Annotated in this window: 18 protein-coding genes; 4 read left to right on the plus strand and 14 right to left on the minus strand. The window is 68.7% G+C overall.

Annotated elements, in window-relative coordinates:
• The first annotated feature begins 28 nt into the window (after positions 1–28).
• From JOD67_RS03780 to JOD67_RS03795, 4 genes are all read left to right on the plus strand, one after another.
• A complete protein-coding gene (locus tag JOD67_RS03780) occupies positions 29–2,809 on the plus strand; it encodes an ATP-binding protein (RefSeq protein ID WP_205115192.1) in 2,781 nt (926 codons plus the stop codon).
• A gap of 56 nt (positions 2,810–2,865) precedes the next feature.
• Positions 2,866–3,141 carry an ankyrin repeat domain-containing protein gene (locus JOD67_RS03785; RefSeq protein ID WP_205115194.1) on the plus strand — a complete coding sequence of 92 codons (276 nt, stop codon included), beginning with the start codon at positions 2,866–2,868 and terminating at the stop codon, positions 3,139–3,141.
• Positions 3,041–3,409: an ankyrin repeat domain-containing protein gene (locus JOD67_RS39790; RefSeq protein ID WP_239553708.1), complete on the plus strand. Its 369-nt coding sequence runs from the start codon at positions 3,041–3,043 to the stop codon at positions 3,407–3,409. The genes JOD67_RS03785 and JOD67_RS39790 overlap by 101 nt, the downstream gene beginning before the upstream one ends.
• 545 nt (positions 3,410–3,954) lie before the next feature.
• The gene (locus tag JOD67_RS03795) at positions 3,955–5,208 is read left to right on the plus strand and encodes an HNH endonuclease signature motif containing protein (protein ID WP_205115205.1); all 1,254 of its coding nucleotides are present in this window, start codon (positions 3,955–3,957) and stop codon (positions 5,206–5,208) included.
• 246 nt (positions 5,209–5,454) lie between these two features.
• Here JOD67_RS03795 and clpB read toward each other — a convergent pair whose 3' ends face one another.
• From clpB to hutH, 14 genes are all read right to left on the minus strand, one after another.
• Positions 5,455–8,079, minus strand: a complete 2,625-nt coding sequence (clpB, locus tag JOD67_RS03800; protein ID WP_205115223.1) for an ATP-dependent chaperone ClpB — start codon at positions 8,077–8,079, stop codon at positions 5,455–5,457.
• A gap of 45 nt (positions 8,080–8,124) precedes the next feature.
• Positions 8,125–8,559: a heat shock protein transcriptional repressor HspR gene (locus tag JOD67_RS03805; RefSeq protein ID WP_205115225.1), complete on the minus strand. Its 435-nt coding sequence runs from the start codon at positions 8,557–8,559 to the stop codon at positions 8,125–8,127.
• Positions 8,559–9,731, minus strand: coding sequence for a molecular chaperone DnaJ (gene dnaJ / locus JOD67_RS03810; RefSeq protein ID WP_205115233.1), 1,173 nt, complete (start codon positions 9,729–9,731; stop codon positions 8,559–8,561). The genes JOD67_RS03805 and dnaJ overlap by 1 nt, the downstream gene beginning before the upstream one ends.
• 37 nt (positions 9,732–9,768) lie before the next feature.
• A complete protein-coding gene (gene grpE, locus JOD67_RS03815; RefSeq protein ID WP_307782265.1) occupies positions 9,769–10,539 on the minus strand; it encodes a nucleotide exchange factor GrpE in 771 nt (256 codons plus the stop codon).
• Positions 10,536–12,437: a molecular chaperone DnaK gene (gene dnaK / locus JOD67_RS03820; protein ID WP_205115241.1), complete on the minus strand. Its 1,902-nt coding sequence runs from the start codon at positions 12,435–12,437 to the stop codon at positions 10,536–10,538. Before dnaK ends, grpE begins: the two co-directional genes overlap by 4 nt.
• 529 nt (positions 12,438–12,966) lie before the next feature.
• Positions 12,967–14,187, minus strand: a complete 1,221-nt coding sequence (locus JOD67_RS03825; protein ID WP_205115243.1) for a replication-associated recombination protein A — start codon at positions 14,185–14,187, stop codon at positions 12,967–12,969.
• Between the two features lie 43 nt (positions 14,188–14,230).
• Entirely contained in the window at positions 14,231–14,563 is a 333-nt protein-coding gene (locus tag JOD67_RS03830) for a type I phosphoribosyltransferase (RefSeq protein WP_205115245.1), read from the minus strand.
• A gap of 85 nt (positions 14,564–14,648) precedes the next feature.
• On the minus strand, positions 14,649–16,898 hold the full coding sequence (locus tag JOD67_RS03835) for a M4 family metallopeptidase (protein ID WP_205115253.1): 2,250 nt from the start codon (positions 16,896–16,898) through the stop codon (positions 14,649–14,651).
• A gap of 398 nt (positions 16,899–17,296) precedes the next feature.
• The gene (locus tag JOD67_RS03840; RefSeq protein WP_205115261.1) at positions 17,297–19,234 is read right to left on the minus strand and encodes a M4 family metallopeptidase; all 1,938 of its coding nucleotides are present in this window, start codon (positions 19,232–19,234) and stop codon (positions 17,297–17,299) included.
• A 474-nt stretch (positions 19,235–19,708) separates the two neighbouring features.
• Positions 19,709–20,866: an imidazolonepropionase gene (hutI, locus tag JOD67_RS03845; RefSeq protein ID WP_205115263.1), complete on the minus strand. Its 1,158-nt coding sequence runs from the start codon at positions 20,864–20,866 to the stop codon at positions 19,709–19,711.
• Entirely contained in the window at positions 20,863–22,182 is a 1,320-nt protein-coding gene (locus JOD67_RS03850) for a formimidoylglutamate deiminase (RefSeq protein WP_205115265.1), read from the minus strand. Before JOD67_RS03850 ends, hutI begins: the two co-directional genes overlap by 4 nt.
• Complete coding sequence (locus JOD67_RS03855) at positions 22,179–23,384, minus strand: allantoate amidohydrolase (protein WP_205115267.1); 1,206 nt, start codon at positions 23,382–23,384, stop codon at positions 22,179–22,181. Before JOD67_RS03855 ends, JOD67_RS03850 begins: the two co-directional genes overlap by 4 nt.
• The gene (gene hutU, locus JOD67_RS03860) at positions 23,381–25,054 is read right to left on the minus strand and encodes a urocanate hydratase (protein WP_205115269.1); all 1,674 of its coding nucleotides are present in this window, start codon (positions 25,052–25,054) and stop codon (positions 23,381–23,383) included. The genes JOD67_RS03855 and hutU overlap by 4 nt, the downstream gene beginning before the upstream one ends.
• The gene (gene hutH, locus JOD67_RS03865) at positions 25,051–26,595 is read right to left on the minus strand and encodes a histidine ammonia-lyase (RefSeq protein ID WP_205115276.1); all 1,545 of its coding nucleotides are present in this window, start codon (positions 26,593–26,595) and stop codon (positions 25,051–25,053) included. The genes hutU and hutH overlap by 4 nt, the downstream gene beginning before the upstream one ends.
• Positions 26,596–26,634: the final 39 nt, after the last annotated feature.

A 26,634-nucleotide genomic window follows, 5' to 3' on the forward strand; every position in this document is an offset into this window, starting at 1 on the left:
GACAACGCTGAACCCTGATACTTCACGCATGACCTCGACGGACGCGCTGGTCGGACGCCAGGAGGAGCTCGCCCTCCTGCGGCGCCGGCTTGCGTCCGCCCGTGCCGGGTCGGGTCACCTGGTCGTGGTGAGCGGGCCCGCCGGGATCGGTAAGACCCGGCTGGTCGAGGAACTCGTGCGGGACTGCCCCGTCGTCGGCTGGGGTGCCGGTCTCGTGGACGCGGGGATGCCCGCGCTCTGGCCGTGGGTCCGGGCCGTACGCGACTGGCCGTCGCCGCGCGATGCCGTTGCTGCCCTGGTCGGCGGGTCCACGCAGCACGGGTACGGCTCCGCCGAGGAGGCCGCGGCGTCGACGTTCACCGCCGACACCGCTGTGGTGGACGCGCTCGCCGAGCAGGCCGCGGCGTCGCCGGGGCTGGTGGTCGTCCTCGACGACCTGCAGTGGGCGGACGCGGCGACGCTGCGCCTGCTCGACCGGCTCGGCGCGGAGATCCGGCGGCTGCCGTTGCTCGTCGTCGGGACGCATCGTGACGCCGCGGCGCTGCCCGCGGACCGTTCGGCGGAGGTGGTGAACCTCGGACCGCTGTCGCCGACGGAGGCCGCCGCGATGCTGTCCACCGCCGTCGAGGGTGCCGACCAGGCGGCGATCGGGCGTGCGGTCGAGCTCTCCGGCGGCAGCCCGCTTTACCTGCGTACGTTGACGAAAGTCGCGGTCGAGGCGCTGCGCGGCGACCGAGACTGGGACGGCGCGACCGGCGCCGCTCCGGAGCTCCGCCACCTCGTCGCGGCCGCGATGCGAGCCTCGGGACCGCGGGTCGCGGCGGACATCGAGGCGCTGAGCGTGCTCGGTCCCGTCATGGAGCCGGACGTGGTCGCGCGGCTGCTCGGCGTTCTTTCGGCCAGCGCGGTGGTCGAGCGGCTGCTGCCGGCCGTACCCGCGGGCCTGATGGAGGTCCACTCCGGCGACCGGGTGCGGTTCGCGCACGCGCTGGTGCGGGACGCGGCGTACGCCTCGCTCTCACCGTCGCGGCGTACCGCGCTGCACCGTCTTGCCGCTGAGCTGTTGGAACCACTCGCGGTGGGGCGAGACGAGCGGGCGGGCACGGTGGCCCGGCACTGGCTGCTCGCCGAGGAGCCGGAACGTGCTGTGGGGTGGGCGATTCGCGCGGCGGCGGCTGCGTTGGCGGCGGGTGCGTACGAGGACGCGGCCTCGTATCTTCAGCTGGCACTCGATACCGGTTCCACCGCCGACCGGGCGGAGCTGCTGCTGGATCTTGCCCGGGCCTTGTACCTCGCGGGGCGGATCCAGCAGAGCGCGGAGGCCTGCGTTCAGGCCGCTGTGGAGGGCGAGCTCTCTGGCCGCGCGGAGGTGGTCGGGCGGGCGGCGATCGTCATCCAGGGCGTCGGCCACCCGGACGTCAACCAGCGGCTCGAGGACCTGTCGCGGCGGGCGCTGCGGATGCCGGACTGCGAGATGGCGCCGGAGTTGCGGGCGCGGGTCGAGGCCCAGCTGGCCTGCGCGCTGTTCGAGCGGGAGGCCGACGACGAGGCAGCGCAGTGGGCTGCGGACGCGCTGGAGCGAGCGACGGCCAGTGGCGACCCGAACGCCGAGCTGGACGCGATCCGCGCGTACGCCTGGCGGTATCGGCAGCCTCGGCACGATCCCGAGGTGATCGAGCTCGGCCAGCGGGCGATCGACCTGGCCGCCCGGACGGCTCGACCCCTCTCGGCGCTGTGGGCGCACACCTGGCGTTCGGACGCCGCGATCCACCAGGCGGACATGGCCTGGGCGCAGCGCGAGCTCGGCGAGATGCGTACGCTCGCCGACCGCACGCGGTTGCCGCTGGTGCGCTGGCATGTGCTGCGCCGCGAGGCCACGATCGCCGCCCTGGTAGGCGACTTCGGGACGAGCCGCGAACGGTCCGCGCGGGCCAACGAGATCGCCGGGGACTGGCAGGACGTGTCGATCCGCTTCACCAGATTCGGCCAGTCGCTCAGCCTGGCGCTGCTGCGCGACGATCCCGCGGACCTGATGCCCGGGTGGACGGACTTCCTCGGCGGCGTGCGGGGTTATCCGCTGGTCGCGCAGACCGCCATGGCCGTCGGGTTGCGGTTGTCCGGCCGCTCGGATGAGGCGTTGGACCTGTACCGGTCGCTGATCGGGCGGCTCGACGAGATGCGCACCGGGTTGGGCCCGCCCGCTCTGTCGTACCTGGCCGAGCTCGCGGTGGCCTTCGATGATCCGGACGGGTGTCGCGGCGTTCGTACCCAGCTGGAGGACATCTTCGGCGGCGCCGTCGCGATCGGCGCGGGCACGGTGGCGTACCTGGGCTCGCTCGGACGCGTGCTCGCCGAGCTCGACTTGGGCTGCGGCGAGATTTCGGCCGCTGTCGCGCACTACGAGGAGGGGCTGCGCGTCGACGCGTTGCTCGGCGCCCGGCCGTACGTCGCCCTCGGCAGCCTCGGCCTGGCCCGCGCCCTCTTCGCGTCATCCCTCCCCCGCGCCGTCTCCCTGGCCCGCGCCGCCGCGGCCGAGGCCCGCCGGCTGGACATGCCCGGCCTCCTACGCGCCGCGGATGCCTTCCTCACCGAAGCGGCGGCGGCTTCACGTTCCGCCTCCCCGCTGTCACCGCGGGAACGCGAGGTGAGTGCCCTCGTCGCCCAAGCCCTCTCCAACCGCGACATCGCCTCGCGGCTGGTGCTGTCCGAGCGAACGGTGGAGAGCCACGTGCGCAGCATCCTCGCCAAAACCGGGCTCACCACCCGCACCGAACTCGTCCGCTGGCACCTCGAGCAGCAGGACCTCTAGGCTCAGCGGAGTTGTAATGTTTGCCAATTGTTGCTGAATCTTGCAAGCATCTGGTCATGGACTCTGCTGCCGATGTCCGCGAGCTCTACGGCGCGGCGGGCACCTTGCTGCTCGAGCTGGGCGCCGACCCGAACGTGCTCGACGACGGCGGCGCGAACGCCCTGCACCACGCGGCAGCCGCCGGCTCACTCGAAGTCGCCTCAGCCTTGCTCGCGGCCGGCGCCGACCGCGATGCGGGACGCTCACCATGCGGCCCCCGCCCGTCCTGTGGGCGCGGAACTTCCAGCACGTCGCCATCGTGCGCTTGCTGCTCCAGAACGGTGTGGGCCTGAACGCCTCCGACGGAGCCAAGCTCGGACTGAACGCGATCGTGACCGGGTTCCCCGGGTCATTGACGTCGCCATCGGCTGGCCGACACCGCTCATCGCGGCGGTCTCGGCTGGCCAGGTGGCCACCGTTCAGCTCCTGCTCGACCGCGGCGCCGACCCGAACGCGCCGGCCGGCAACGGCCAGACTCCCTTACAGGCCACGAAGTTCGCCGGCGACACGGCCGACGTGATCACTGCCCTACTCCGCCAAAGCGGCGCGGTCGACGTCTAGGACCTGGCTTATGTCGTCGCGTCACCTTCGCCCGTCGCCTTGCCTTTCACACCCGCCGCTGCTTTGCTCGGTCTCACGTCACGTGCCGTCGACTCTCACTCCTTGGGGTCGGGCGGCTTCTTCTGCTTCGGGCTGATTCTTTGGCTTTGCTGATGCTTTGCCTTGCTGTGGTTGGGCGGGCTAGCTGGTCGGGCTGTTGCATTGCCTTGCTGTGCTTGGGCGGGCTAGCTGGTCGGGCTGTGGCGGCGGTCGATTGTGGTGGCCGGTCCGGGGCGCGTCAAGGGCGCCGCGGCGGCTTCGCAGATGGGCGACGTCGCTTCGCGACCGCGTTGCGGCCCTTGACTCGCCCCGGCCCGGCCACCAGATTTTCACGCGCCGCCCCTGCCCCCGGAACAGTGTCCCGGGCAAGGCCTGCTTACCTCCAGGTTTGCTGCCGTGCTTGGGTTGCTTGTGGAGCCCCCGGGCTTGCTCGTGGCTCGGATGGAGCCGGGAGGTTGCCCTTGCTGGGTTGGGCATTAGCCTGATTCGGCTGGTAGAATTGTGCTATGGAATCGACCACTTGCTCGAACACTATCGGCGGCGCCGATGGTGTGTCGGCGTGGTCGATGTCTGATGACCAACTCGCCACCGCACTCCTCGACAACCAGGCCGCCCTCCACCGGCACGAAGCCCGCCGGCTCGAGCTGATCCGCGAGGCCGACGCCCGGAACCTCGCCGTGTCGGCGGGTGCGGCGAACACCGCGCAATGGGTCGCCGGCGTCCTTCGTGTTCCTTCGGCTGAGGCGGGTGCGATGGTGAAGCTCGCCAGCCACCTCGACGCCGAGCTTCCTGCCACCGCGCGGGCGTTAGCTGAGGGCGAGATCTCTGTTCCGCATGCGCGGGTGATCTCGCGGGTCGTGACGATGCTGCCGCCGCAGATCTCGACCCCGGAACTCCGCTCCGAGGTCGAAGCCACCCTGTTAGAGAGCGCAGCCACCTTCGACCCGAAGGTCTTGTCGAAGGTCGGGAACCGGCTCTTGGAGACCGTCGCTCCGGACCTTGCCGACCAGGTCCTGGAACTGAAGCTCAAACAAGAAGAAGCCAGCGCCGAACGCGACCGGTTCCTGCGTATGTCCTTCGACGCCACGTCAGGCACGTGGCGGGTCACCGCCCGGCTGCCGAAGGTGGTCGGGGAACGCCTCAAGCTGGTTCTCGACCCGCTCGCCGCACCGCAGCCCGGACCCGACGGACGTGACACCCGCCTCCCCGAGCAGCGCAATGTGGATGCTCTGGACGAGGCCTGCCGGCGACTGCTCGCTGAGCGGTTGGTGCCCTCTCATGGCGGGAATCCCACCCAGCTGGTCGTCACCGTCACCCGCACGGGTGGCCGGACCCTGCACACCGGGATCGAACTGTCCCGCAAACTCGTCGACCAACTCATGTGCGAAGCCGACCGCACCTACCTCGTGAAGCCCGAGGACCAGCCTGGCAGAGTCACACTGCTGACCGACACCCAACAGCGGCTGTTCCAAGGCAAACTCCGCCGCATCCTCGAACTCCGCGACGGCGGCTGCGCCTTCCCCGGATGCGACCGGCCACCAGGCTGGTGCCACGCCCACCACGTTGTCCCGTGGAGTAAAGGCGGACCCACCACCCGCGACAACGGGGTACTGCTCTGCGGCTACCACCACCGCCTCATCCACCAAGGCGCATGGCAAATCCGAATCGCACTCGACGGATTACCCGAGTTCTTACCCCCGGACTGGATCGACTCCCAGCGCCGACCACTCCGCAACCACCGCCTCACCCCGGCCGCCTAACCATGGCCGGGGCCGGCGGAGTGCGCGCCGCCGGCTGGGGGGCACCTCACCCGGCCAACCACCCCTCTACCTGGCGTCCACCCCACGTAAAGGGGCTAATGACCATGTAAACATGATCAACGGCCCTTTGCACCGGGGAGTTGCGCCGGAGCCACCGAGGAGCCACCTAGGAACACCAGGGGCCAGCCTGCTCGTCAGCCATGCCAAGACGCCACCGCTTCGCTCCAGCCACCTTCGTCACAGGCACTAGGCCGGGATGGCTGGCACCGACTCGGTGCGGATCTCCAGGGAGTCCTTGTCCTCGTTGACGTCCACGAACACCGTGTTCCCGTCCCGCACGTCGCCAGCCAACAGCTTGCGCGCCAGCTCATCGCCGATCGCCGACTGCACCAGACGCTTCAACGGCCGGGCGCCGTAGACCGGGTCGTAGCCTGTCAGGGCCAGCCACTCTTTCGCGCCGTCGGTCACGTCCAGGATGATCCGCCGCTCGGCAAGGCGGCGCGCCAACAACGCAACCTGGAGGTCGACGATCCGGGTCAGCTCCTCGCTGCCCAGCGCGTCGAACAGCACGACCTCGTCGAGCCGGTTGAGGAACTCCGGCTTGAACGAGTTGCGCACGACGTTCATCACCATCTCGCGCTTCTTGTCCTCCGGCATCGCCGGATCCGCGAGGTACTGCGAGCCCAGGTTGCTGGTCAGGATCAGGATCACGTTCCGCAGATCGACCGTACGACCCTGCCCATCGGTCAGCCGCCCGTCGTCCAGCACCTGCAGCAGCACGTCGAAGATCTCCGGGTGCGCCTTCTCGACCTCGTCGAGCAGGATCACCGAGTACGGACGCCGCCGCACGGCCTCGGTCAGCTGGCCGCCCTCTTCGTAGCCCACATATCCCGGCGGCGCACCCACCAGCCGCGCCACCGAGTGCTTCTCGGAGTACTCCGACATGTCGATCCGGACCATCGCCCGCTCGTCGTCGAACAAGAACTCCGCCAAGGCCTTCGCCAGCTCCGTCTTGCCCGTACCCGTCGGACCCAGGAACAGGAACGACCCCGTCGGACGGTCCGGATCGGAAATCCCAGCCCGCGCACGACGTACGGCATCCGACACCGCCGCGACCGCGCGCTTCTGACCGATCAGACGCTTCCCGAGCTCGTCCTCCATCCGGAGCAGCTTCCCGGTCTCCCCCTCGAGCAGCCGCCCGGTCGGAATCCCCGTCCACGAAGAGACAACGTCGGCGATCTCGTCCGGCCCGACCTCGTCGCGCACCATCGGCGGCACCTCATCCAGGGCCTCCTCCGAGGACGGCGAAGAAGAGTCCGCGTCGTCGAGCTCCTTCTCCAGTTGAGGAATCTCCGCGTACAGGATCCGCGAAGCCGTCTCCAGGTCGCCCTCACGCTGCGCCCGTTCGGCCTGCACCCGCAGGTCGTCCAACTGCTGCTTCGCGTCACCAACACGGTTGAGGCCGGACTTCTCCTTCTCCCACCGCGCCTCCAGCCCGCGCAGCTGCTCCTCGCGATCCGCGAGCTCACCACGCAAGCGGGCAAGGCGTTCCTGCGAAGCCGGGTCGTCCTCCTTGGAGAGCGCGAGCTCCTCCATCTTCATCCGGTCGACCTGGCGCCGCAGCTGGTCGATCTCGATCGGGCTCGAGTCGATCTCCATCCGCAGCCGGCTCGCCGACTCGTCCACGAGGTCGATCGCCTTGTCCGGCAGCTTGCGTCCGGTGATGTACCGGTTGGACAGCGTCGCCGCCGCCACCAGCGCGGCGTCGGAGATCTGCACCTTGTGGTGCGCCTCGTACCGCTCGGAAAGTCCACGCAGGATGGCGATCGTGTCCTCGACGGTCGGTTCGCCGACGTACACCTGGGCGAACCGGCGTTCCAGCGCGGGGTCCTTCTCGATGCGCTGGCGGTACTCGTCCAGCGTCGTCGCGCCGATCATCCGCAGCTCGCCGCGCGCGAGCATCGGCTTCAGCATGTTGCCCGCGTCCATCGAGCCGTCGCCGGTCGCGCCGGCGCCGACGACGGTGTGCAGCTCGTCGATGAACGTGATCACGTGCCCCTCGGAGTCCTTGATCTCCGCGAGGACGGCCTTCAACCGCTCCTCGAACTCGCCGCGGTACTTCGCGCCCGCCACCATCGCGCCGAGGTCGAGCGACACCAGCCGCCGCCCCTTCAGCGACTCGGGGACGTCGCCCGCGACGATCCGCTGCGCCAGCCCCTCGACGACCGCGGTCTTGCCGACGCCGGGCTCACCGATCAGCACCGGGTTGTTCTTCGTACGCCGGGAAAGCACCTGGATCACGCGACGGATCTCGGTGTCCCGCCCGATCACCGGGTCGAGCTTGCCCTCGCGCGCTCGGTCGGTCAGGTCGACGCTGTACTTCTCCAGCGCCTTGAACGTGCTCTCCGGGTCGGGCGAGGTCACCCGCTGCGAGCCGCGCATCTTGGCGAACGCGGCGAGCAGGGCCTCGGGAGTCGCACCGACCTTCGTGAGGATGTCCTTGGCCGGGCTGCCGACGGTCGCGAGTCCGACGAGCAGATGCTCGGTCGAGACGTACTCGTCGCCCAGCTCGGTCGCGCGGTCCTGCGCGATCGACAGGACCTGGAACAGCGGGCGGGCAAGATTCGGCGCCTGCACTGAGCTTCCGCTCGCGGCAGGCAGCCGCTTGACCCCGTCAACCGCGGATTGCGCGACCGCGTTGCGGTCCGCGCCGACCGCTTCGAGGAGTCCGCCGGCGGTGCTCTCTGGCACAGCCAGCAACGTGTGCAGGAGGTGCATCGGCTCGACCGACGGGTTGCCCGCGGTCGAAGCCTCACGCACCGCCGCCGACAACGCCTCCTGGCTCTTCGTGGTCAGCTTCTGTGCGTCCATACGTTTCTGAGTCCCCTAAGGTGCTGCGGATCTTGGGTGTTCCCACTAGCGCCGTCGACGCCGCTTGCCCTGCCAGAGCACGACCGCCTGCGTCTGTTGCGGCAGGAGCTCGGGCAGGAACGCGGCTTGCTCGTACGCGCGTTCCATCGCGACCTGGGTGCTTTCCAGCTGTTCCTCCAGGTCGGACACTCGATCCTGCAGCGCCTCGACGAGGTGCTCCAGCTCGAGGATGCGGCGTACGCCCTCCAGCCCGATCCCCGCTGCGGTCAGCTGCGTGACGTGTCGAAGGATCTCGATGTCACGCAGCGAGTACCGCCGCCCGCCCCCGCCGGTCCGGCCTGGGGACACCAGGCCGAGCCGGTCGTAGGTGCGAAGCGTCTGCGGGTGCAGACCGGTGAGCTGAGCCGCCACGCTGATCACGTACACCGGAGTGTCCTCGTCCAGCGTGACGTCGAACGGACGGCGGCGTTCGGTGGGCATCAGCTACCTCCCTGTGCCGCGCTGGGGTCACCCACCGCGCGTCGGTAGGCGTCCAGGGCTTCCTTCGCCTTCTCGTCGAGGTGATCGGGGACGACCACCTCGACCGTCACCAGCAGGTCGCCCTTCGTACCGTCGCGCCGTGCCGTGCCCTTGCCACGTACGCGGAACGTCCGGCCGTTCGGCGTGCCCGCCGGGATCTTCAGCTTGACCTCGGGCCCCTCGAGCGTCGGCACTTGCACCTCGCCGCCGAGAGCCGCCTCGGGGAACGAGATCGGCACGGTCAACGTGAGGTGCTCGCCCTTGCGGCCAAACTTCTCGTGCGCGCTGACATGCACGGTCACGTACAGGTCGCCGGCCGGGCCGCCGCGCTCACCGGGAGCGCCCTTGCCCCGCAGGCGAATCCGCTGCCCGTCGGCCACGCCGGACGGGATGCGAACCTGCATCGTGCGCGACGACGTACCGCGGCCGGAGCCGTGGCAGGTCGGGCACGGGTCGTCGACGACGAGCCCGCGCCCCTTGCAGTTGCGGCACGGCTCGGTGATCGAGAGCGTGCCTCCCTGCGTGGTCGCCTTCATGCCGACGCCCTCGCACTCCGGGCAGACGCGCGGAACGGTGCCGGCCTTCGCGCCCGTCCCCATGCAGTCCGGGCAGGCCGCCTCGCTCGTCATGCGGAGCGGAACGGTGACGCCGTTGACCCCGTCGGTGAACCCGATCGTGGCCTCGGTCTCGACATCGGCACCCCGGCGCGGGCGCGCGCCGGGCGGCGTCCTGGTCGTCGTACGCCCACCCGGGGTGAAGATGCCACCGAGGATGTCGCCGAGACCGCCGCCCTGACCGCCGCCGCCCTGCCGCTGGGTGAAGATGTCGTTCAGGTCGAAGTTGAACCCGCCGCCTTGGCCACCACCCTGACCACCGGGGAACCGGAAGCCACCGTTGCCGAACAGCGAGCGCGCCTCGTCGTACTCCTTGCGCTTCGCCGGGTCGGACAACACCGAGTACGCCTCGGAGACCTCCTTGAAGCGTTCCTCCGACTTGGTGTCACCCTTGTTGGCGTCGGGGTGGTTTTGCCTTGCCAGCTTGCGATACGACTTCTTGATGTCCTCTTGCGACGCGTCCTTGGAGACGCCGAGCACCTTGTAGAAGTCCTTCTCGAGCCATTCCTTCGTGCCCATCGGCGCTCATCACCTCCCTGTAGACGTGCGCTCTTGGCTACTTCTTCTCATCTTCGGCTGATTCGGAGGTGACGTCGTCGCCGGCGAGGATGTCACCGAGATCGCCCAGGTCCTCCGGGGCTGCCTCGGTCGTCTCCGCTGCCTCCGGCGCGGCCTCTGGCTGGGCGGCCGCTTGCGGCGGCAGTCCGACCGTCGGCTCGACGACCGCGACGCGCGCGGCGCGCAGCACTCGCTCGCCGTGCCGGTAGCCCGGCTGCAGGATCGCCGAGCACGTCGGCCCGTCGACCTCGTCGGAGTACGCGTGCATCAGCGCCTCGTGGATGCGCGGGTCGAACGCGTCGCCGACCTCGCCGTACCGCACCAGGCCGAGCTTGCCGAGGATCGTCTCGAGCGCCTCGGACACCGCCTTGAACCCGCCCTGGAGCTCCTCGTGCTCACGCGCGCGGCCGATGTCGTCGACGACCGGCAGCAGCTCGGTGAGCACGTTCGCCACCGCGAGCTCCCGGTTGACGTCGCGGTCCCGGTCGACGCGCCGCTTGTAGTTGACGTACTCCGCCTGCAGGCGCTGCAGGTCGGCAGTACGTTCGGCCAGCTTCTGCTCGAGCTCCGCGACCTGCGCCGGCGCCTCGCCAGCGGCGTCCACCGGCGGCTGGCCCGCGGTCATCCCGCTGGCCGCCGCCGCGTCGGCGGGCGCTCCTCTTCCCTGCACCTTGCGTGCCTCTCCGGTCTTGGGGTCGATACGCCGACGGTCGTGAACGACGTGGCCGCGTTGCTCACCGGCCTCGGGGTCCCGGCCTTCCTGCGTCACTTCTGACCACCCTGCCCGTCGGTGTCGGTCTTCCCGTCGGTGTCGCTGGTGTCCTCGTCGACGATCTCGGCGTCCACGACGTCGTCGTCGCTGGTCGCGTTCTCGTCGGTCGTGGTCGCGTCGCCCTGCGGCGCCTCGCCACCCTCGCTCGTCTGCTGCTGCTGGGCGTTCGCGTAGATCGCGGCACCCATCCGCGTGCGGGAGTCGGAGAGCTTGTCGAACGCCGTCTTGAGAACGTCGTTGTCCTCGCCCTCGAGCGCCTTCTTCAGCGCCTGGATGTCGGCCTCGACCTCGGTCTTGGCCTCGGCCGGAACCGTGTCGGGGTTGTCGGCGAGGAACTTCTCGGTCTGGTAGACGAGCGTGTCGGAGGTGTTGCGCAGCTCCGCCTGCTCGCGGCGCTTGCGGTCGTCCTCGGCGTACTGCTCGGCGTCGCGGATCATCTTGTCGATGTCGTCCTTGGGCAGCGCGGAGCCACCGGTGACGGCCATCCGCTGCTCGCGACCCGTGGCCAGGTCCTTCGCGGAGACGTGCACGATGCCGTTCGCGTCGATGTCGAACGCGACCTCGATCTGCGGGACGTTCCGCGGCGCCGGCGGGAGGCCGGTGAGCTCGAAGTTGCCGAGGCTCTTGTTGTCGCGGGCCATCTCACGTTCGCCCTGGAAGACCTCGATCATCACGCTTGGCTGGTTGTCCTCGGCCGTGGTGAAGACCTCGGAGCGCTTGGTCGGGATCGTGGTGTTGCGCTCGATGATCTTGGTGAACACGCCGCCCTTGGTCGCGATGCCGAGGCTCAGCGGGGTGACGTCGAGGAGCAGAACGTCCTTGACCTCGCCCTTGAGGACGCCGGACTGCAGGGACGCACCGACGGCGACGACCTCGTCGGGGTTGACGCCCTTGTTGGGCTCCTTGCCGCCGGTCAGCTCCTTGACCAGGTCCGCGACGGCCGGCATGCGGGTGCTGCCGCCGACCAGGATGACGTGGTCGATCTTGTCGACGGGGATGCCCCCGTCCTTGAGCACCTGCTCGAACGGACGCCGCGTGCGCTCGAGCAGGTCGCTGGTCATCTGCTGGAACTGGCTGCGCGTCAGCTTCTCTTCGAGGTGCAGCGGTCCGGACTCGCCGAGCGTGATGTACGGCAGGTTGATGTTGGACTCGCTGGCGCTGGAGAGCTCGATCTTCGCCTTCTCCGCGGCCTCGGTGAGGCGCTGCTTGGCGATCTTGTCGGCGCTCAGGTCGATGCCCTGCTTGTTCTTGAACTGGACGACCAGCCAGTCGACGATCTTCTGGTCCCAGTCGTCGCCGCCGAGGTGGTTGTCACCGTTCGTGGCCTTGACCTCGAAGACGCCGTCGCCGATCTCCAGGAGGGACACGTCGAACGTGCCGCCGCCGAGGTCGAAGACGAGGATGGTCTGGTCCGAGCCCTTGTCCAGGCCGTACGCGAGCGCGGCGGCGGTGGGCTCGTTGATGATGCGCTGCACGTTCAGGCCGGCGATCTCGCCGGCTTCCTTCGTGGCCTGGCGCTGCGCGTCGGAGAAGTACGCGGGAACGGTGATCACCGCGTCGGTGACGGTCTCACCGAGGTAGGCCTCGGCGTCGCGCTTGAGCTTCTGCAGGATGAACGCGGAGATCTGCTGCGGGGTGAAGCTCTTGTCGTCGATCTGCTGCTTCCAGTCGGTGCCCATGTGGCGCTTGACGGAGCGGATCGTGCGGTCGACGTTCGTCACCGCCTGCCGCTTGGCGACCTCGCCGACGAGGACCTCGCCGCTCTTGGCGAACGCCACCACTGACGGCGTCGTCCGGGAACCCTCGGCGTTCGTCACGACCGTGGGCTCGCCGCCTTCGAGGATCGCGACGACGGAGTTCGTGGTACCAAGGTCAATACCGACCGCTCGGGCCATGGTGCTTCCTCCACTGATCTGTCCGGGAGTCGGCCGGTCTGGCCCCTCGCCGGTTCCTGTCTGGCGCGATCGCACGCCCGCGTGAGACGGGTCGAGCGTAGCGCGCCGGGTCGTCTTTGTCGCGACTCAGCCAGTCAACCAAGCTGAGTCTACTGGGCTCAACTCTCGGCACCCACCCGTTGTTCCCCGGCCATCTCCCTGCGGCCATTTGTCCAGCGAATCTGCGGCTACCTGTCCAGCGAACCTGCGACCAGATGGCCACGCACCTAGCGACCAAACGCACATCAACTTAGCGACCAAACGAATATGAGCACGATGGCCAAATGAATACTGCACCGGCGACCAAACGAACACGACCTGCCATACGCCTCGCATCGCGAGCGTCCTGATCCTCCGCGAGATGCGCACGCTGACATCGGACGAGCTCGCCCTGACGCTTGGTAGCGAATCTTCCTGACGTGGGTCAGCATGGGTGGGCGGTGGTCCTGCTCCGCGTGGGGTGGGCGTGCGGGACGTGCTCCATCTGCCGCTACTTCTTGAACGTGTGGTCAGGCTCCGGATCCCAGTACGTCTTACCCTCCAGCTCAGGCGGGCGGTAGGACTGCTCGACCTCGCCGTCGGGATAGGCGTGCGGGTACTTGTAGCCCTTGCCCTGGCTGGCGAGCTTCCGACCGCGCGCCTTGTCGGAGCCGCCCAGGTGGGCCGGGACCTCGTGCGACCGCGCCGCGACGTCTTCCTTGGCCTTGATCATCGCGCGCATGATCGCGTTCGACTTGGGTGCCAGTGACAGATACACAGCCGCCTGGGCTAGGGCGAAGGCCGACTCGGGGAGACCTACGTACTCGTTCGCCTGCGCCGCCGCCGTCGCGATCACCAAGGCTTGCGGGTCGGCGAGGCCGATGTCCTCCGACGCGAGAACGATCATCCGGCGAGCGATGAACTTCGGGTCCTCGCCGCCCTCGATCATCTCGAACAGCCAGAACAGAGCCGCGTCCGGATCGGAGCCGCGCATCGACTTGATGAACGCCGAGATCACGTCGTAGTGCCGGTCCTGCGCCTTGTCGTACCGGATCGCGCGCCGGGCGAGAGCCTGCTGGGCGTCGTCGAGCGTGACGCGGTCGTCGCCGCGGGCGGCCGCGAGCTCGGCGCCGGCTTCGAGCGCGTTGTACGCGGTACGTGCGTCGCCGCCGCTCTTGTCCGCGATCCATGCGAGCGCCTCGTCGTCAGCGGCCGTGCCGGGGAGACCGCGCTCGTCGGTGAGCGCGCGGCGGAGCAACGTGACGACGTTCTCTGGCGACAGGGGCTCGAGGCGGAACAGCAGGCTGCGGGAGAGCAGTGGGGAGTTGACCTCGAAGAACGGGTTCTCGGTGGTCGCGCCGATCAGCACGATGACGCCGTCCTCGACCGCGCCGAGGAACGCGTCCTGCTGCGCCCGGTTGAAGCGGTGGATCTCGTCGAGGAACAGTACGGTCCGCCCCACCTTGCGGGCGTTCGCGATGACCTTGCGTACGTCGGCGACGCCGGAGGAGATCGCGGAGAGCTTCTCGACGGGCGCGTTCGTCCGGTCGGCCACGATGTGCGCGATCGTCGTCTTGCCCGTACCTGCCGGCCCCCAGAGGATCGCGGACCGCAGCTCGTCGCGCTCGATCAGCGCGCGCAGGGTCCTGCCCGGTCCGATGACCTGCTCCTGCCCGACGATCTCGTCGACCGTCCGCGGCCGCATCCGTGCCGCCAGTGGCGCGTCAGCCATCTGCTCAAGCTAGCTCAGTTTGATCAACCGTGAGCCCTTCGGCCTAGAGGTCGTAGTGGTGGAGGAGCGACTTCAGCTGGAGGGTCCGGCGCAGCTCGCTGTCCGGCCCGCGGACCGGATCCTTGCGCACCTCGACGAAGCCGACACCCATGGACGTCGCGACCAGAGGGCCGAGCAGGCAGCCGCGCGACTGGGGTCCGATGACCACCGTCGGACTCAGGTCGCGGAACGGCGCGGCCAGCGCAGGCCCCAAGGCCGCCAACACCGCGGCATCACGCCACCAGCCGGTGAGGTCCGCCAACCTGACGTCGTCCGTCCGATCGCCGAGCCAGCGGAATCCGTCAACCAGCAAAGTTCGCAGCTCACCGGACGACATTCCAACATTCTGGCCCAAGCGACGACGAAGCCCCGGGATCCGCGAGGGATCCCGGGGCTCGGCGTAACCAGGTGGAGCTAGTGGACTACTTGCAGGTGTAGATCTTGAAGTTGTCCACGTTCAGCGTCGCGATCTGCGCGGCGTCCGAGGGCGCCTTGGTCATCACGAAGCGCCAAGCGACCTGCTTGCCCGCGAGGGAGTCGAGCGGGTACTTGGCCGACGACCAGCCGAAGGAGTGACCCTTCCACGGTCCCGGGTTGACCGCACCGGCCAGGCCCGAGGCCGCCTTCCAGGCACCGCCACCCACGCGGTACTCCAGACGCGCCGACGTCACGTTGTCGATCGCGGCCCAACCGAAGTACGCCACGTAGTCGAAGCGCAGCAGGCTCTTCGACGGCACGCCCTTCGGGTCCGAGCTCAGGGTCGCGCTCGTCACCTCAGGAGCACCGCCACCCGCGACCTGCGTGAACAGCAGAGCAGAGTCGGCGCCGCGGTTCGCGTAGTCGACCTCGGCCTCGGCGTTGCTCAGCAGCGCGGCCTTCTCGAAGTTCCAGTCCGAAGGCTTCTTCGGACCGTCGAAGCCCTGCGACGTCGAGGCAGCGACCTTCGCCTTGTTGCCGCAGTACGGCGTCGCGACCGGCGCAGCGGACGCGGCGTTCTTGTACATCTCCGTCGCGCGAACGGCGTTGTCGACCTGGCGGCAGTCGTCCGCCGTGACCTGCGTGCCCGACTTGCCAACCAGCTTCCGGCAGGCGACGGGCAGTGTGTAGAACAGATCCTTGTAGTCGCTACCGGACGTCAGGACGTTCTGCGTCGCCCAGTAGACCTTCCACGCCTTCTTCAAACCGAGACCGCGAACGTCGTACCCGTTGAACTTCGTCGTGCCCTCAGAGCCGAGCAGGAAGCCGGCCTTGTTGCCCACACCGCTGTTGGCGTGAACGCCACCGAAGTCACGGAACTCGGCGTCGTTGAACCACTGGTTCGACGTCATCTTGTCCGGCTGCGGGTCGCTCGACTTGGTCGGGTCCTCCATGTCGCGGAAGAAGCCCAGGTTCGCGTCGTCGTCGCCCAGGATCCACGCGCGGTCCGTGCCGACCTTCGACGGGTTCGTCGCGAGGTCGATGTACTCGCCGAACACGTCGGACATCGACTCGTTGATCGCACCGGCCTGGTACGCGTAGCGCAGCGCCGAGGTCTTCTCGGTCACACCGTGCGTGACCTCGTGCCCGGTGATGTCGAGCAGGTCGAAGCCCTCACCGAAGTACATCTGGCCACTGCCCCAGAACGCGTTCTGCATCGGGCACTCGGGCTGCTGGTTCGTCGCGCAGATCCGAGCGGTCGCCCGCAGGGCCTTGCCATCGGTACCCGTGCCGACCAGAGCGGTGAGGTCGGTGCCGCCGTACTGCGCGTACCACTTCGCCGTGTTGCCCAGCTGGTCGTAGATGTCGTCGACCTCTTCGTCGCCGACAGCCGCCTGGCCCTCAGAACGGACGTACTTCAGCGTCTTGCCGTCGCACACGTTCTGCTCGAGGTCGGCGTTCGCCTTGTTGGCGTTGTTGCACACCTTGCGGTTCACCGCGTAGTGGTGGTTGCTGTAGCCGAGAGCCACGATGCCGAAGCCCCGGTCGACCAGAACGGTCCAGTCGACGAGTCCATCGACGCTCTTGACGTCGTACCGGTTGACCACCCGGTTGACGGACGGGCCAGGGGCGCCGAGCGTCGACGGGTTGTAGATCCACTTGCCCTTGCTCTCGGTCAGCAGCAAGGCCTTGGAGACGTCGGCGCGCTTGGCCACATACTCCTTGGCGGTACGAGCGGACTGCAGGTTGGGCACCACGTTCTGCACGGAGTCGACCGCGCCCTTGACGGTGCCACCAAGAAGGGCCTCGAGCCCGCCCTTCTTGTCCATCGAAGCAACGACCTCGCCGGCGAACACCGGGAGGTCGTTCTTGTACTGCTGGAACTTCACGACATCGCCATCGCCGACCTTGGCGGTGCTGATGATCTTGACGTCCTTGGTGCTGACGCCGAACGGCTTCCCGTGCGCGTCGAGTTGGATCTTGGCGGCCTGCTCGGCCGTCGGGGATGCCGGAGCACCCTTGGGAAGTGCGATGGGCGCGCCCTTCGCCTTGATCACACTGACATCACCGTTACTGCCCAGAAGCTTCTCAACGGTGTTGTCAGTGGTCTTCTCGAGGCCGCGGACCGTCTGGTCGAGAAAAGACAGGTCCGTGGTCGAGCCGGCATAGGACGGCGAGGAGAAAGCAACAAGCGCCGATGCGCTCGCCACCGTCGCCAGCGCGGCGATGCCGCCGACTGTGCGTCGGTACTTCACAACAACCCCCGATCACGAGGAATTAGGACTGACAGTGCGAGCGCAGCCTAATGCCTCATATCGGACATGCCTAGCACGGCGTGTCGCGCCGTCACGTACGGGTACGAAACGGCGCTTTCCGCGCAGGTCAGACGCTACGGCGACCGGGATTCGTGACGGAGGGTCAACGTTGAAGAGGACCGTCGACCCACGGGACGAGCTCTCACTGTGGAGTTGTCAAGGTGCCCTGGTGACTCCCAGCTTGCGGCATGCGCGAGCCGGAAGCGACCAGCCGAACGAGGTCTGTGGACAACTCGCCGCTCGACGGCCCTGTGGACGGAAAGAAGGCCCCTCCGGCGCCGGAGCGCCGCAGGGGCCTTGCTTTCGCTACTGAGTTACCGGGTAACCCAGGTGTTCACCTAGCTGCAGCTGTACACCTTGAGGTTGTCGACCCAGAACACCGAGTCCCGCGTCGGGGTGTTGACGTGGAAGCGGAACTTCACGGTCTGGCCAGCCAGGCTGGACAGGTCGTAGCGGCTTGCACTCCAGCCGTTCGACACACCGTCGAAGCTCTTGCCACCCACCGACGCCTTGTCGACGGACTCGCCGTGCGTGTTCGGCAGACCGGAAGCAGCGTTCCAGGTCAGACCGGTCGAGTACTCCAGCTCGGCGCCGTCCTCAGGAGCAATGAGGTCGGCGTGGTCGAACCGGACCCAGCCGTTCGCCGGCACCTTGACCCCAGCGGACTGGGTCAGGTACACGTCGTCGCCCTCGAGCGTCCAGGCAACAGCTGCCTCTTCGCCCACCGAGGCGTACCGCGAGAACACCTCAGCCGACAGGAACCAACCGCTCAGACCGTCAGCACCGTGGTCCTTGGTCTGGAAGCTCCAGCCGCTGTTCTTGTTCTCGAAGCCCTGGACGTAAGCACTCTTCACGGTGCCGTTGTCGCAGTAGTCGACGTTGCTCGGAGCACCCTGGACGGGGTCCTTGTACATCTCGGTCGCGCGAACGACCTTGTCGACCTGCTGGCAGTCCGACTCGGTGATGTACGACTTGGCGCGGTCGATGTTCTTGCGGCAGGACAGCGGGTAGTAGTGCAGGACGTCCTTGTAGTCCGCACCCGGGGTCAGCAGGTTCTGCAGAGTCCAGGTGATCTTGAACGCCTTCGCCGGGCCGATGCCCTTGACGTCGTACCCACCGAAGTTGCCGCCGTCCGTCAGCAGCTGCGCGGCCTTGTTCAGCACGCCGCTGTTGGTGTGGACGCCACCGTTGTCGAGGAACTGCGGGTCGTCTTCCCACGCCGCCGACGTCATCTTCGACGGCTGTCCCTGCGCCTCCGGGTCCTTCATGTCGCGGATGACACCGAGCGAGGAACCCTCGCCGATCTTCCACCGGTTGGCGGCGGTGTCGTCAGCGCTCTTGTTGCCGAGGTCGACCAGCTCACCCATGACGTCCGACAGACCCTCGTTGAGGGCACCGGACTGCCAGAGGTACGCCAGCTCGCTCGTGTGCTCGGTCACACCGTGCGTCAGCTCGTGGGCGACGATGTCGTCTTCCGCGGTGCCTTCGCCGTGCGTGATCTGCAGGCCGTTCCAGAACGCGTTCGGGTACGGGCAGTCGTCGGGGGTGCAGAGGTTCACAGTCCCGCGAAGCGCCTTACCCTTGCCGTCCTTGTAGTCGAAGCCGATCAGAGCGGTCAGGTCGACGTTGACGTAGCTCGCGTAGCGCACGGACGTGTCGCCCATGTACTGGTAGAGCTTGTCGACGTCGGCGACACCCGAGTTGCCGGAGCCCTCGGCACGCTTCACCGGAAGCGTCGGGCCACAGGCGAAGTTCGCCGGGTCGCTCGTGTCGATTTGCGCCTTGTTGGCGTCGCAGATGACGCGCTTGATGCCCTTCGGGTCGAGGTCGTAGACGAGCTCGGCCTTCTTGGTCTTGGCGTTGACGAGAACGCCGAAGCGCGTGCCGTCAGCCGGGTTCGTGACCTCGAACCGGTAGACACCACGCGTGTCCGTCCCAAAGCTCTTGGGCGCACCCAGGATCGTCGGGTCGAACCACTCCGGGCCCTGGGCCTCAGCCTTCAGCTCACGGCTGTTCGTGAGCTTCTGCTTGATGGCCACGGCCTTGCGAGCCGTGTCACGGAGCATTCCTTGCTGAAGCTTGTTCAGCGCGGGGAACGACTTCGAGGTCGCCGAGGACGTCTCGCCCACGATGGCCTGAAGGTTGTTCTCCTTGTCGAGCGACGCGACCAGCTGTCCACCGAAGACCTTGACGCCATCGATTTCCTGGTCGAATCGGACTGTGCTTCCCCCGGTAAGGGCCGCGGACTTCTTGAGCTTCAGGTCCTTGGCCTTCACGCCGAAGGCATCGGCGTAACGGGAGAGGTGGGCCGTGGCAGCTTTTTCCGGCTTGTCAGTCGCCGAAATGCCACTCGGACGAGCAATCGTTCCGCCCTTGGCCTCGAGAACGTGTACCCGACCGTCACTGCCCTTTTCGGTAGTGATGGAACTCGGGCTTTTGCTGCCGAACGCGATGCCCAGATTCGAGCCCGCGTTGGCCGGCGTAGCGAGTGCGACGAACGCCGAGCCGCCGATGACGGTTGCGAACGCTGCCAGGCCGCCGACCAGGCGACGCGATCTCACGGTGAGACCCCCCAAGAGGTGGTTTGAGGACATAACAGAAAGCACGGAGCCTAGGGCAATCAACCGATGTGTTGCTAGTCCACTCGGCGAGTCCTGTGGATTAACACCGGACGACTTCGGACCGTACCGAAACCACTACTCAGAATGACCAATCAATGCGTTTTATAACGGGATATGTCCGATTTTGATTTACCTTGACATCCAGACATCTGCGACGAGAGGGACACCGGGCCGGTACGCCAGATGGACGTAGTGCGGTGTGGCGAGGATCACCAAATCGGCCCTCGAACCCAGGTTTAGGACCCCCACGTCCTGGCGACGCAGCGCCCGCGCGCCCCCAGCCGTGGCGGCCCAGACCGCCTCGGCAGGCGTCATCCGCATCTCCCGTACGGCAAGAGCAATACAGAACGGTATCGACGAGGTGTACGACGACCCCGGGTTGCAGTCCGTCGCCAGCGCCACGGTGACGCCCGCGTCGAGCAGCCTCCGCGCGTCCGGATAGCTCGATCTGGTGGAGAATTCCGCGCCTGGCAACAAGGTTGCGACCACGCCGGAGTCCGCGAGCGCGGTCACGTCGGCGTCCGTGAGGTGCGTGCAGTGGTCGGCGGAGGCCGCCCCGAGCTCGCAGGCGAGCTGGACGCCAGGCCCGGGACCGAGCTGGTTGGCGTGCACGCGTACGCCCAGGCCCGCCGCGGCGCCCGCCGCGAGCACGGCGCGGCTCTGGTCGGCGTCGAACGCGCCCCGCTCACAAAACACGTCGACCCAGCGGGCATAAGGCCGGCAGGCCTCGAGCATCCGCCCCGCGACGAGCTCGACGTAGTCGTCCGAACGGCCGGTGAATTCCTCGGGAATCACGTGGGCGCCGAGAAACGTGGTTTCCTCGGTGAATTCCTTGGCTAATGCAAGCGAACGTTTCTCGTCGTTCACCGTCAGGCCATATCCGCTCTTGATCTCGAACGTCGTCGTGCCTTGCCGGCGCATTTCACCGACGAGCCGTGCGATGTTCGCCGAGAGTTGTTCGTCTGCGGACGATCTCGTGGCGGCCACCGTGGTCCGAATGCCGCCAGCGGCGTACGACTCACCGGCCATCCGCGCCGCGAACTCCGCCGATCGGTCGCCGGCGAACACCAGGTGCGCGTGGCTGTCGACGAATCCCGGCAGCACGCAGCGCCCGCCCGCGTCGACGCGCTGGTCGGCGTCCGGCACCCGGCTGGACGGACCGACCCACACGACCCGCTCCCACTCGACGACGAGCGCCGCGTCCGGGATCTCGCCGAGCGGCCCGGACCCGAGCGACGGGTCGTTCGTCACCAGCAGGCCGATCCCCGTCAGCGCGGTCGTGCTCATGCCAGTGCCTTCCAGATCGCTCCAAGAGAACGGTCGAGCAGCTCACCCACGTCGCCCAGCACGTGCTGCCCGTCGGCGACGACGACCCGCCCACCGGACACCACCGAGTGCACGTCCGTCGCGGTCGCGGCGAAGACGAGGCTGTCGAGCTCGGCGCCCGCCGTCCGGGCGGTCGTGGTCCGTACGGTCACCAGGTCGGCCCAGGCGCCCGGCGCGAGCATCCCCGCGTCGGCGAACCCGAGCGCCGCGTGCCCGTCCTCGGTCACGACACGCAGCAGGTCGTCCGGTGACCAGTGTCCGCGCTCCTCCGTACGCAGCCGCTCGTTCAGCTCCAGCGCCCGCGCCTCCTCGAACAGGTCGATCACCGCCTGGCTGTCCGAGCCCACGCACACCGGGCTGCCGGCCAGCGCGAGAGCGGGCGCGGGGCCGATGCCGTCGGCGAGGTCGCGTTCGGTCGTCGGGCACATGCAGATCGCCGTACGGCTGCCGCCCAACGTCCGGATGTCGCTGGCCTCGAGGTGGGTCGCGTGCACGGCGGTCGAGCGCGGCCCGAGGACGCCGGCGTCGTTCAGCAGCTGCGTCGGCGTGGTGCGGTACGCGGCGAGACAGTCGGAGTTCTCTTTGCGCTGCTCCGAAAGGTGGACGTGCAGCGGCGCGTCCGGGAGCGCGGCCGCGACCACCGGCAGCTGGTCGACGGGCACCGCGCGAACGGAGTGGACGGCGGCGCCGATGACGAGGTCGGGCGCACCGTCCAGCTCGGCGACGCGTTCGGCCCAGCGGTCGGCATCGCCGTCGCCGTAGCGCTGCTGGACCCCGTCGAGCGGCCGCCCGAACCCGGCGGACAGGTAGCACGTGTCGAGCAGCGTGATCCGCAGCCCGGCCTCCCGCGCGGCCTCGATCAGCGCGACGCCCATCGCGTTCGGGTCGGCATACGGGACGCCGCCGGGCGCGTGGTGCAGGTAGTGGAACTCGCCCACGCAAGTGACGCCGGCCAGCGCCATCTCCGCGTACGTGGCGAGCGCGAGCTCGTAGTAGCTGTCCGGGTCGAGCATGGCGGCGACGTCGTACATCTGTTCGCGCCAGGTCCAGAAGCTGCCGCGGCCGCCGTGGGTCCGGCCGCGGAGCGCGCGATGGAACGCGTGGGAGTGCGCGTTCGCGAGCCCGGGCAACGTGAGGCCGGCGAACCGGTGCGCGTCCGGCGACGGATCGACGTCGGCCTCGACGGCGACGATCCGTTCGCCTTCGACGTGGACGAGTACCCGATCCGCCACGACGCCGGGAGGCAGCCAGGCGTGCTCACACCAGTACGTGGTCACGCGAGCAGCTCCTCGAGGACGGCGGCGAGCGCGTCGACCCCGGCGAGGCAGTCGTCGCGCTCGGCGAACTCCGCGGGCGAGTGCGAGACGCCCGTCGGGTTGCGGACGAACAGCATCGCGACCGGTACGCCCGCGTCGGCGAGGATGCCGGCGTCGTGCCCGGCCTGGGTCGGCAGGGTGGGTACGCCCCCGAGGCGCTCGTCGAGCCGCTGGCGGAGGGCGTGGTCGAACATGACGAGCGGCGTCAGCGACTCCGGCGTGACCTCGGTCGTGGTGCCGTCGCGGCTGGCGCGATCCGTTGCCTGCTTGCCGATCGTGCCGACGAGGATGCCGAGCGTCTCGTCGTCGGCCGCGCGCGCGTCGAGCCAGGCTCGCACCTCCGAGGGCACGGCGTTCGTCCCGTTCGGCTCGACCTCGATCCGCCCGAACGTCGCCCGGGCGCCGGCGAGGCGGGCCTGCTTGTTCGCGGCGAGCGCGGTCATCGCGTACGTGAGCATCGGGTCGTGCCTGTCCTCCATCAGCGTCGTACCGGCGTGGTTTGCCTCGCCACGGAAGGTGAAACGCCAACGTCCGTGCGGCCAGATGCTCTCCGCGAGCGCGACCGGCGCGTCGAGGTCGACCAGGCCGCGGCCCTGCTCGACGTGCAGCTCGACGAACGTGCCGATCCGCCGCAGCGTCTCCTCGTCCCGCCCCACGCCGCCGGGGTCGTGGCCGGCGGCGCTCATCGCGGACGCGTACGTCGTACCCTCGTTGTCGGTCAGACCGAGCGCCCGCGCCGGCGTCAACGCGCCGGTCAGCAGCCGCGATCCCGCGCAGGCGATGCCGAATCGAGCGCCTTCCTCGTCGGCGAACGCGGCGACGCCGAGTGGCCGGGCAGGCTGGAATCCCTTGCTACGCAGGAGATCCACGGCGGCGAACGCCGACACGACCCCGAGCGGACCGTCGTACGCGCCGCCGTCCGGCACCGAGTCGAGATGTGAACCGGTCACCACTCCCGGACCGGAGGCGTCGGGATTCCCCCACCAGGCAAAGAGATTCCCGTTGCGGTCGGTCACGACGTCGAGCGACCGCCTCGCCGCCTCGGCCACGAACCACTCGCGGCACTGCAGGTCCTCGGCACTCCAGACGAACCTGCGGTATCCACCAGAGCGGTCATCACGCCCGACGGGATGCAGGTCCGTCCAGAGCTGGTCGAACGTCACGACACCTCGGGCGGGTGCTCGTGCATCGGCACGCGGACGGAACGTTCCGTCGCGACCTCCGACGCGCGCTCGTACCCGGCGTCGACGTGACGGATCACGCCCATGCCCGGGTCGTTCGTCAACACCCGTTCGAGTTTCTGCGCCGCGAGCGGCGTGCCGTCAGCGACCGAGACCTGGCCGGCGTGGATCGAACGGCCCATGCCGACGCCACCGCCGTGGTGAATGCTGACCCACGAGGCACCGGAGGCGACGTTGACCATCGCGTTGAGCAGCGGCCAGTCCGCGATCGCGTCGGACCCGTCGAGCATCGACTCGGTCTCGCGGTACGGCGACGCGACCGAGCCGCAGTCGAGATGGTCGCGGCCGATCACGATCGGCGCCTTGACTTCGCCGGACGCGACGAGCTCGTTGAAGCGCAAGCCAGCCTTGTCACGTTCGCCGTAACCCAGCCAGCAGATCCGGGCCGGCAACCCCTGGAACTGCACCTTCTCGCCAGCGAGCCGAATCCACCGCGCGAGCGGCTCGTTCTCCGGGAACAGGTCGAGCACCGCACGGTCCGTCACCGCGATGTCGGCCGGGTCACCGGACAGCGCGACCCAGCGGAACGGGCCTTTTCCCTCACAGAACAAGGGACGAATGTACGCGGGCACGAAGCCAGGGAAGTCGAACGCGCGGCTGTAGCCGGCCTTGCGCGCCTCGTCGCGGATCGAGTTGCCGTAGTCGAACACCTCGGCGTCGTTGTCGGAGAACGCGACCATGGTCTCGACGTGCTTGGCCATCGACTCGCGGGCGCGCTCGGTGAAGGCGGCCGGGTCCTTCTCCCGTTCGGCCTTCCAGTCCTCGAACGCGACGCCCATCGGCAAGTACGCAAGGGGATCGTGCGCGGACGTCTGGTCGGTGACGATGTCGATGGGCACGCCGCGCGCGAGGATCTTCGGGTGGATCTCGGCGGCGTTGCCGAGCAGGCCGATCGAGAGCGGCTTGCGTTCACGCTTGGCCCATTCCGCGAGCTGCAGCGCGTGGTCGAGCGAGTCGGCCATGACGCCGAGGTAGCCCTGGTCGATCCGGCGGCGGATGCGGCTCTCGTCGACCTCGACGCAGAGCGCGACGCCACCGTTCATCGTCACGGCGAGTGGCTGCGCGCCGCCCATGCCGCCGAGCCCGGCGGTCAGCGTGATCGTGCCGGCGAGGTCGCCGTCGAACCGCTTGGCGGCGACGGCGGCGAACGTCTCGTACGTTCCCTGCAGGATGCCCTGCGTGCCGATGTAGATCCACGAGCCCGCGGTCATCTGCCCGTACATCGTGAGTCCGAGTGCCTCGAGCCGGCGGAACTCCTCCCAGTTGGCCCAGTCGCCGACCAGGTTGGAGTTCGCGAGCAGCACGCGCGGCGCCCACTCGTGCGTCTGGAACACGCCGACCGGGCGGCCGGACTGCACGAGCATGGTCTCGTCGCCCTTGAGGTGCTCGAGCGTACGGATCAGCGCCTCGAAGCTGGGCCAGTCTCTTGCGGCCTTGCCGGTGCCGCCGTAGACGACGAGCTCGTCGGGGTGCTCGGCGACCTCGGGGTCGAGGTTGTTCTGCAGCATCCGCAGCGCGGCTTCCTGCGGCCAGCCCTGGGCGTGCACGGTCGTGCCGCGCGGGGCGGTGACTGTCCGGGGTCCCTCGTTCATCGGCTCACCTCCTGCCCCGACACTACGAGGTCCGCGGTGGCGATTGCGGTGCCGTTGCGGACGAGTTCGACGGCGGCCTCGATGTCGGGAGCGAGGAGGCGGTCGGGACCGGGGCCGGGGACGGTCTCGCGGAGCTTGTCGACGACCGCTTTCGTGGCGGGGGCAGGCGTCAAGGGTGCGCGGAGATCGAGGCCGCGGGCAGCGGTGAGCAGCTCGATCGCGAGGACCCTGGTCAGGCCGTCGACGACCTTGCGCAGCTTGCGGGCGGCGTGCCAGCCCATGCTCACGTGGTCCTCCTGCATCGCGCTGCTCGGGATCGAGTCGACGCTGGCGGGGGCGGCGAGGCGCTTGAGCTCAGTCACGATGCCGGCCTGGGTGTACTGGGCGATCATGTGGCCGGAGTCGACGCCGGGGTCGTGGGCGAGGAACGCGTTGAGGCCGTGGCTTCTTGCGGTGTCGAGGAACCGATCCGTCCTGCGTTCGGACATGCTCGCGACGTCGGCGGCGACGATCGCGAGGAAGTCGAGGACGTACGCGACGGGAGCGCCATGGAAGTTGCCGTTGCTCTCCACGCGACCGTCGGGGAGGACGACGGGGTTGTCGATGGCGGCTTGGAGCTCCCGTTGGGCGACCGTGCGGGCGTGCTCGAGGGTGTCTCTCGCGGCGCCGTTCACCTGGGGCGAGCAGCGGAGCGAGTAGGCGTCCTGCACGCGGTTGCAGTCGGGGGTGCGGTGGCTGTCCATGATCTTGGAGCCGTCGAGGAGCTGTCGCATGTGCCTGGCCGCCTCAGCTTGCCCGGGGTGCGGCCTGAGGGCTTGCAGGTCGGCGGCGAAGACGCGGTCGGTGCCGAGCAGGCCCTCGACTGACATCGCGGCGGTGAGGTCGGCGGTTTTGAGCAGCATCTCGAGGTCGTGGCTGGCGAGCGCGAGCATGCCCAGCATCCCGTCCGTGCCGTTGATGAGCGCGAGCCCCTCCTTCTCGGCGAGGGTGACGGGCTCGATGCCTTTCTCTCGGAGAGCGTTGGCCGCCTGTCGCAGCTGGCCGTCGAGCCTGACTGTGCCCTCGCCGGTGAGGACGACGGCGACGTGGGAGAGCGGGGCGAGGTCGCCGGAGCAGCCGAGGCTTCCGTACTCGGGAACGACGGGCGTGATGCCGTGGTTGAGCAGGGCCTCGAGGGTCCTTGCTGTCTGGAGTCTGATGCCGGTGCGTCCGGTGGCGAGCGTGGAGAGCCGGAGCAGCATGAGCGCCCGTACGACCTCCCGCTCCACCTCAGGCCCGGAGCCGGCGGCGTGCGAACGGATCAGCGACCGCTGCAACTGGGCCCGCCGCTCGACCGGAATGTGCTTGGTCGCGAGCGCCCCGAACCCCGTGGAGATGCCATAAGCCGGCTCCGGCGACGCGGCCAGCTTCTCGACGGCAGCCCGACTCGCCTCAATGGCCGCCACAGCCTCAGCACTCAGCTCAACCGCCGCACCACCCCTCGCGACAGCAACGACGTCCGCTTCGGTCAGCGGCCCAACCCCAACAACGACGCTAGTCATGCCCCACATGGTGCGCGATCCCCCAACCAACGCCGCGCG

This window comes from Tenggerimyces flavus (genome assembly GCF_016907715.1).
Taxonomy (GTDB): Bacteria; Actinomycetota; Actinomycetes; order Propionibacteriales; family Actinopolymorphaceae; genus Tenggerimyces; species Tenggerimyces flavus.

Bases quoted from the DNA above. Each gene is read 5' to 3' on its own strand.
- JOD67_RS03805 (WP_205115225.1), bottom strand. From the start codon at position 8,559: ATGCCCACCGAACGCCGCCGTCCGTTCGACGTCACGCTGGACGAGGAC.
- JOD67_RS03825 (WP_205115243.1), bottom strand. From the start codon at position 14,187: ATGGCTGACGCGCCACTGGCGGCACGGATGCGGCCGCGGACGGTCGAC.
- hutU (WP_205115269.1), bottom strand. From the start codon at position 25,054: ATGAACGAGGGACCCCGGACAGTCACCGCCCCGCGCGGCACGACCGTG.
- JOD67_RS03795 (WP_205115205.1), top strand. From the start codon at position 3,955: ATGGAATCGACCACTTGCTCGAACACTATCGGCGGCGCCGATGGTGTG.
- hutI (WP_205115263.1), bottom strand. From the start codon at position 20,866: ATGAGCACGACCGCGCTGACGGGGATCGGCCTGCTGGTGACGAACGAC.
- clpB (WP_205115223.1), bottom strand. From the start codon at position 8,079: ATGGACGCACAGAAGCTGACCACGAAGAGCCAGGAGGCGTTGTCGGCG.
- dnaK (WP_205115241.1), bottom strand. From the start codon at position 12,437: ATGGCCCGAGCGGTCGGTATTGACCTTGGTACCACGAACTCCGTCGTC.
- JOD67_RS03780 (WP_205115192.1), top strand. From the start codon at position 29: ATGACCTCGACGGACGCGCTGGTCGGACGCCAGGAGGAGCTCGCCCTC.
- hutH (WP_205115276.1), bottom strand. From the start codon at position 26,595: ATGACTAGCGTCGTTGTTGGGGTTGGGCCGCTGACCGAAGCGGACGTC.
- dnaJ (WP_205115233.1), bottom strand. From the start codon at position 9,731: ATGGGCACGAAGGAATGGCTCGAGAAGGACTTCTACAAGGTGCTCGGC.
- JOD67_RS39790 (WP_239553708.1), top strand. From the start codon at position 3,041: ATGCGGGACGCTCACCATGCGGCCCCCGCCCGTCCTGTGGGCGCGGAA.
- JOD67_RS03830 (WP_205115245.1), bottom strand. From the start codon at position 14,563: ATGTCGTCCGGTGAGCTGCGAACTTTGCTGGTTGACGGATTCCGCTGG.
- JOD67_RS03785 (WP_205115194.1), top strand. From the start codon at position 2,866: ATGGACTCTGCTGCCGATGTCCGCGAGCTCTACGGCGCGGCGGGCACC.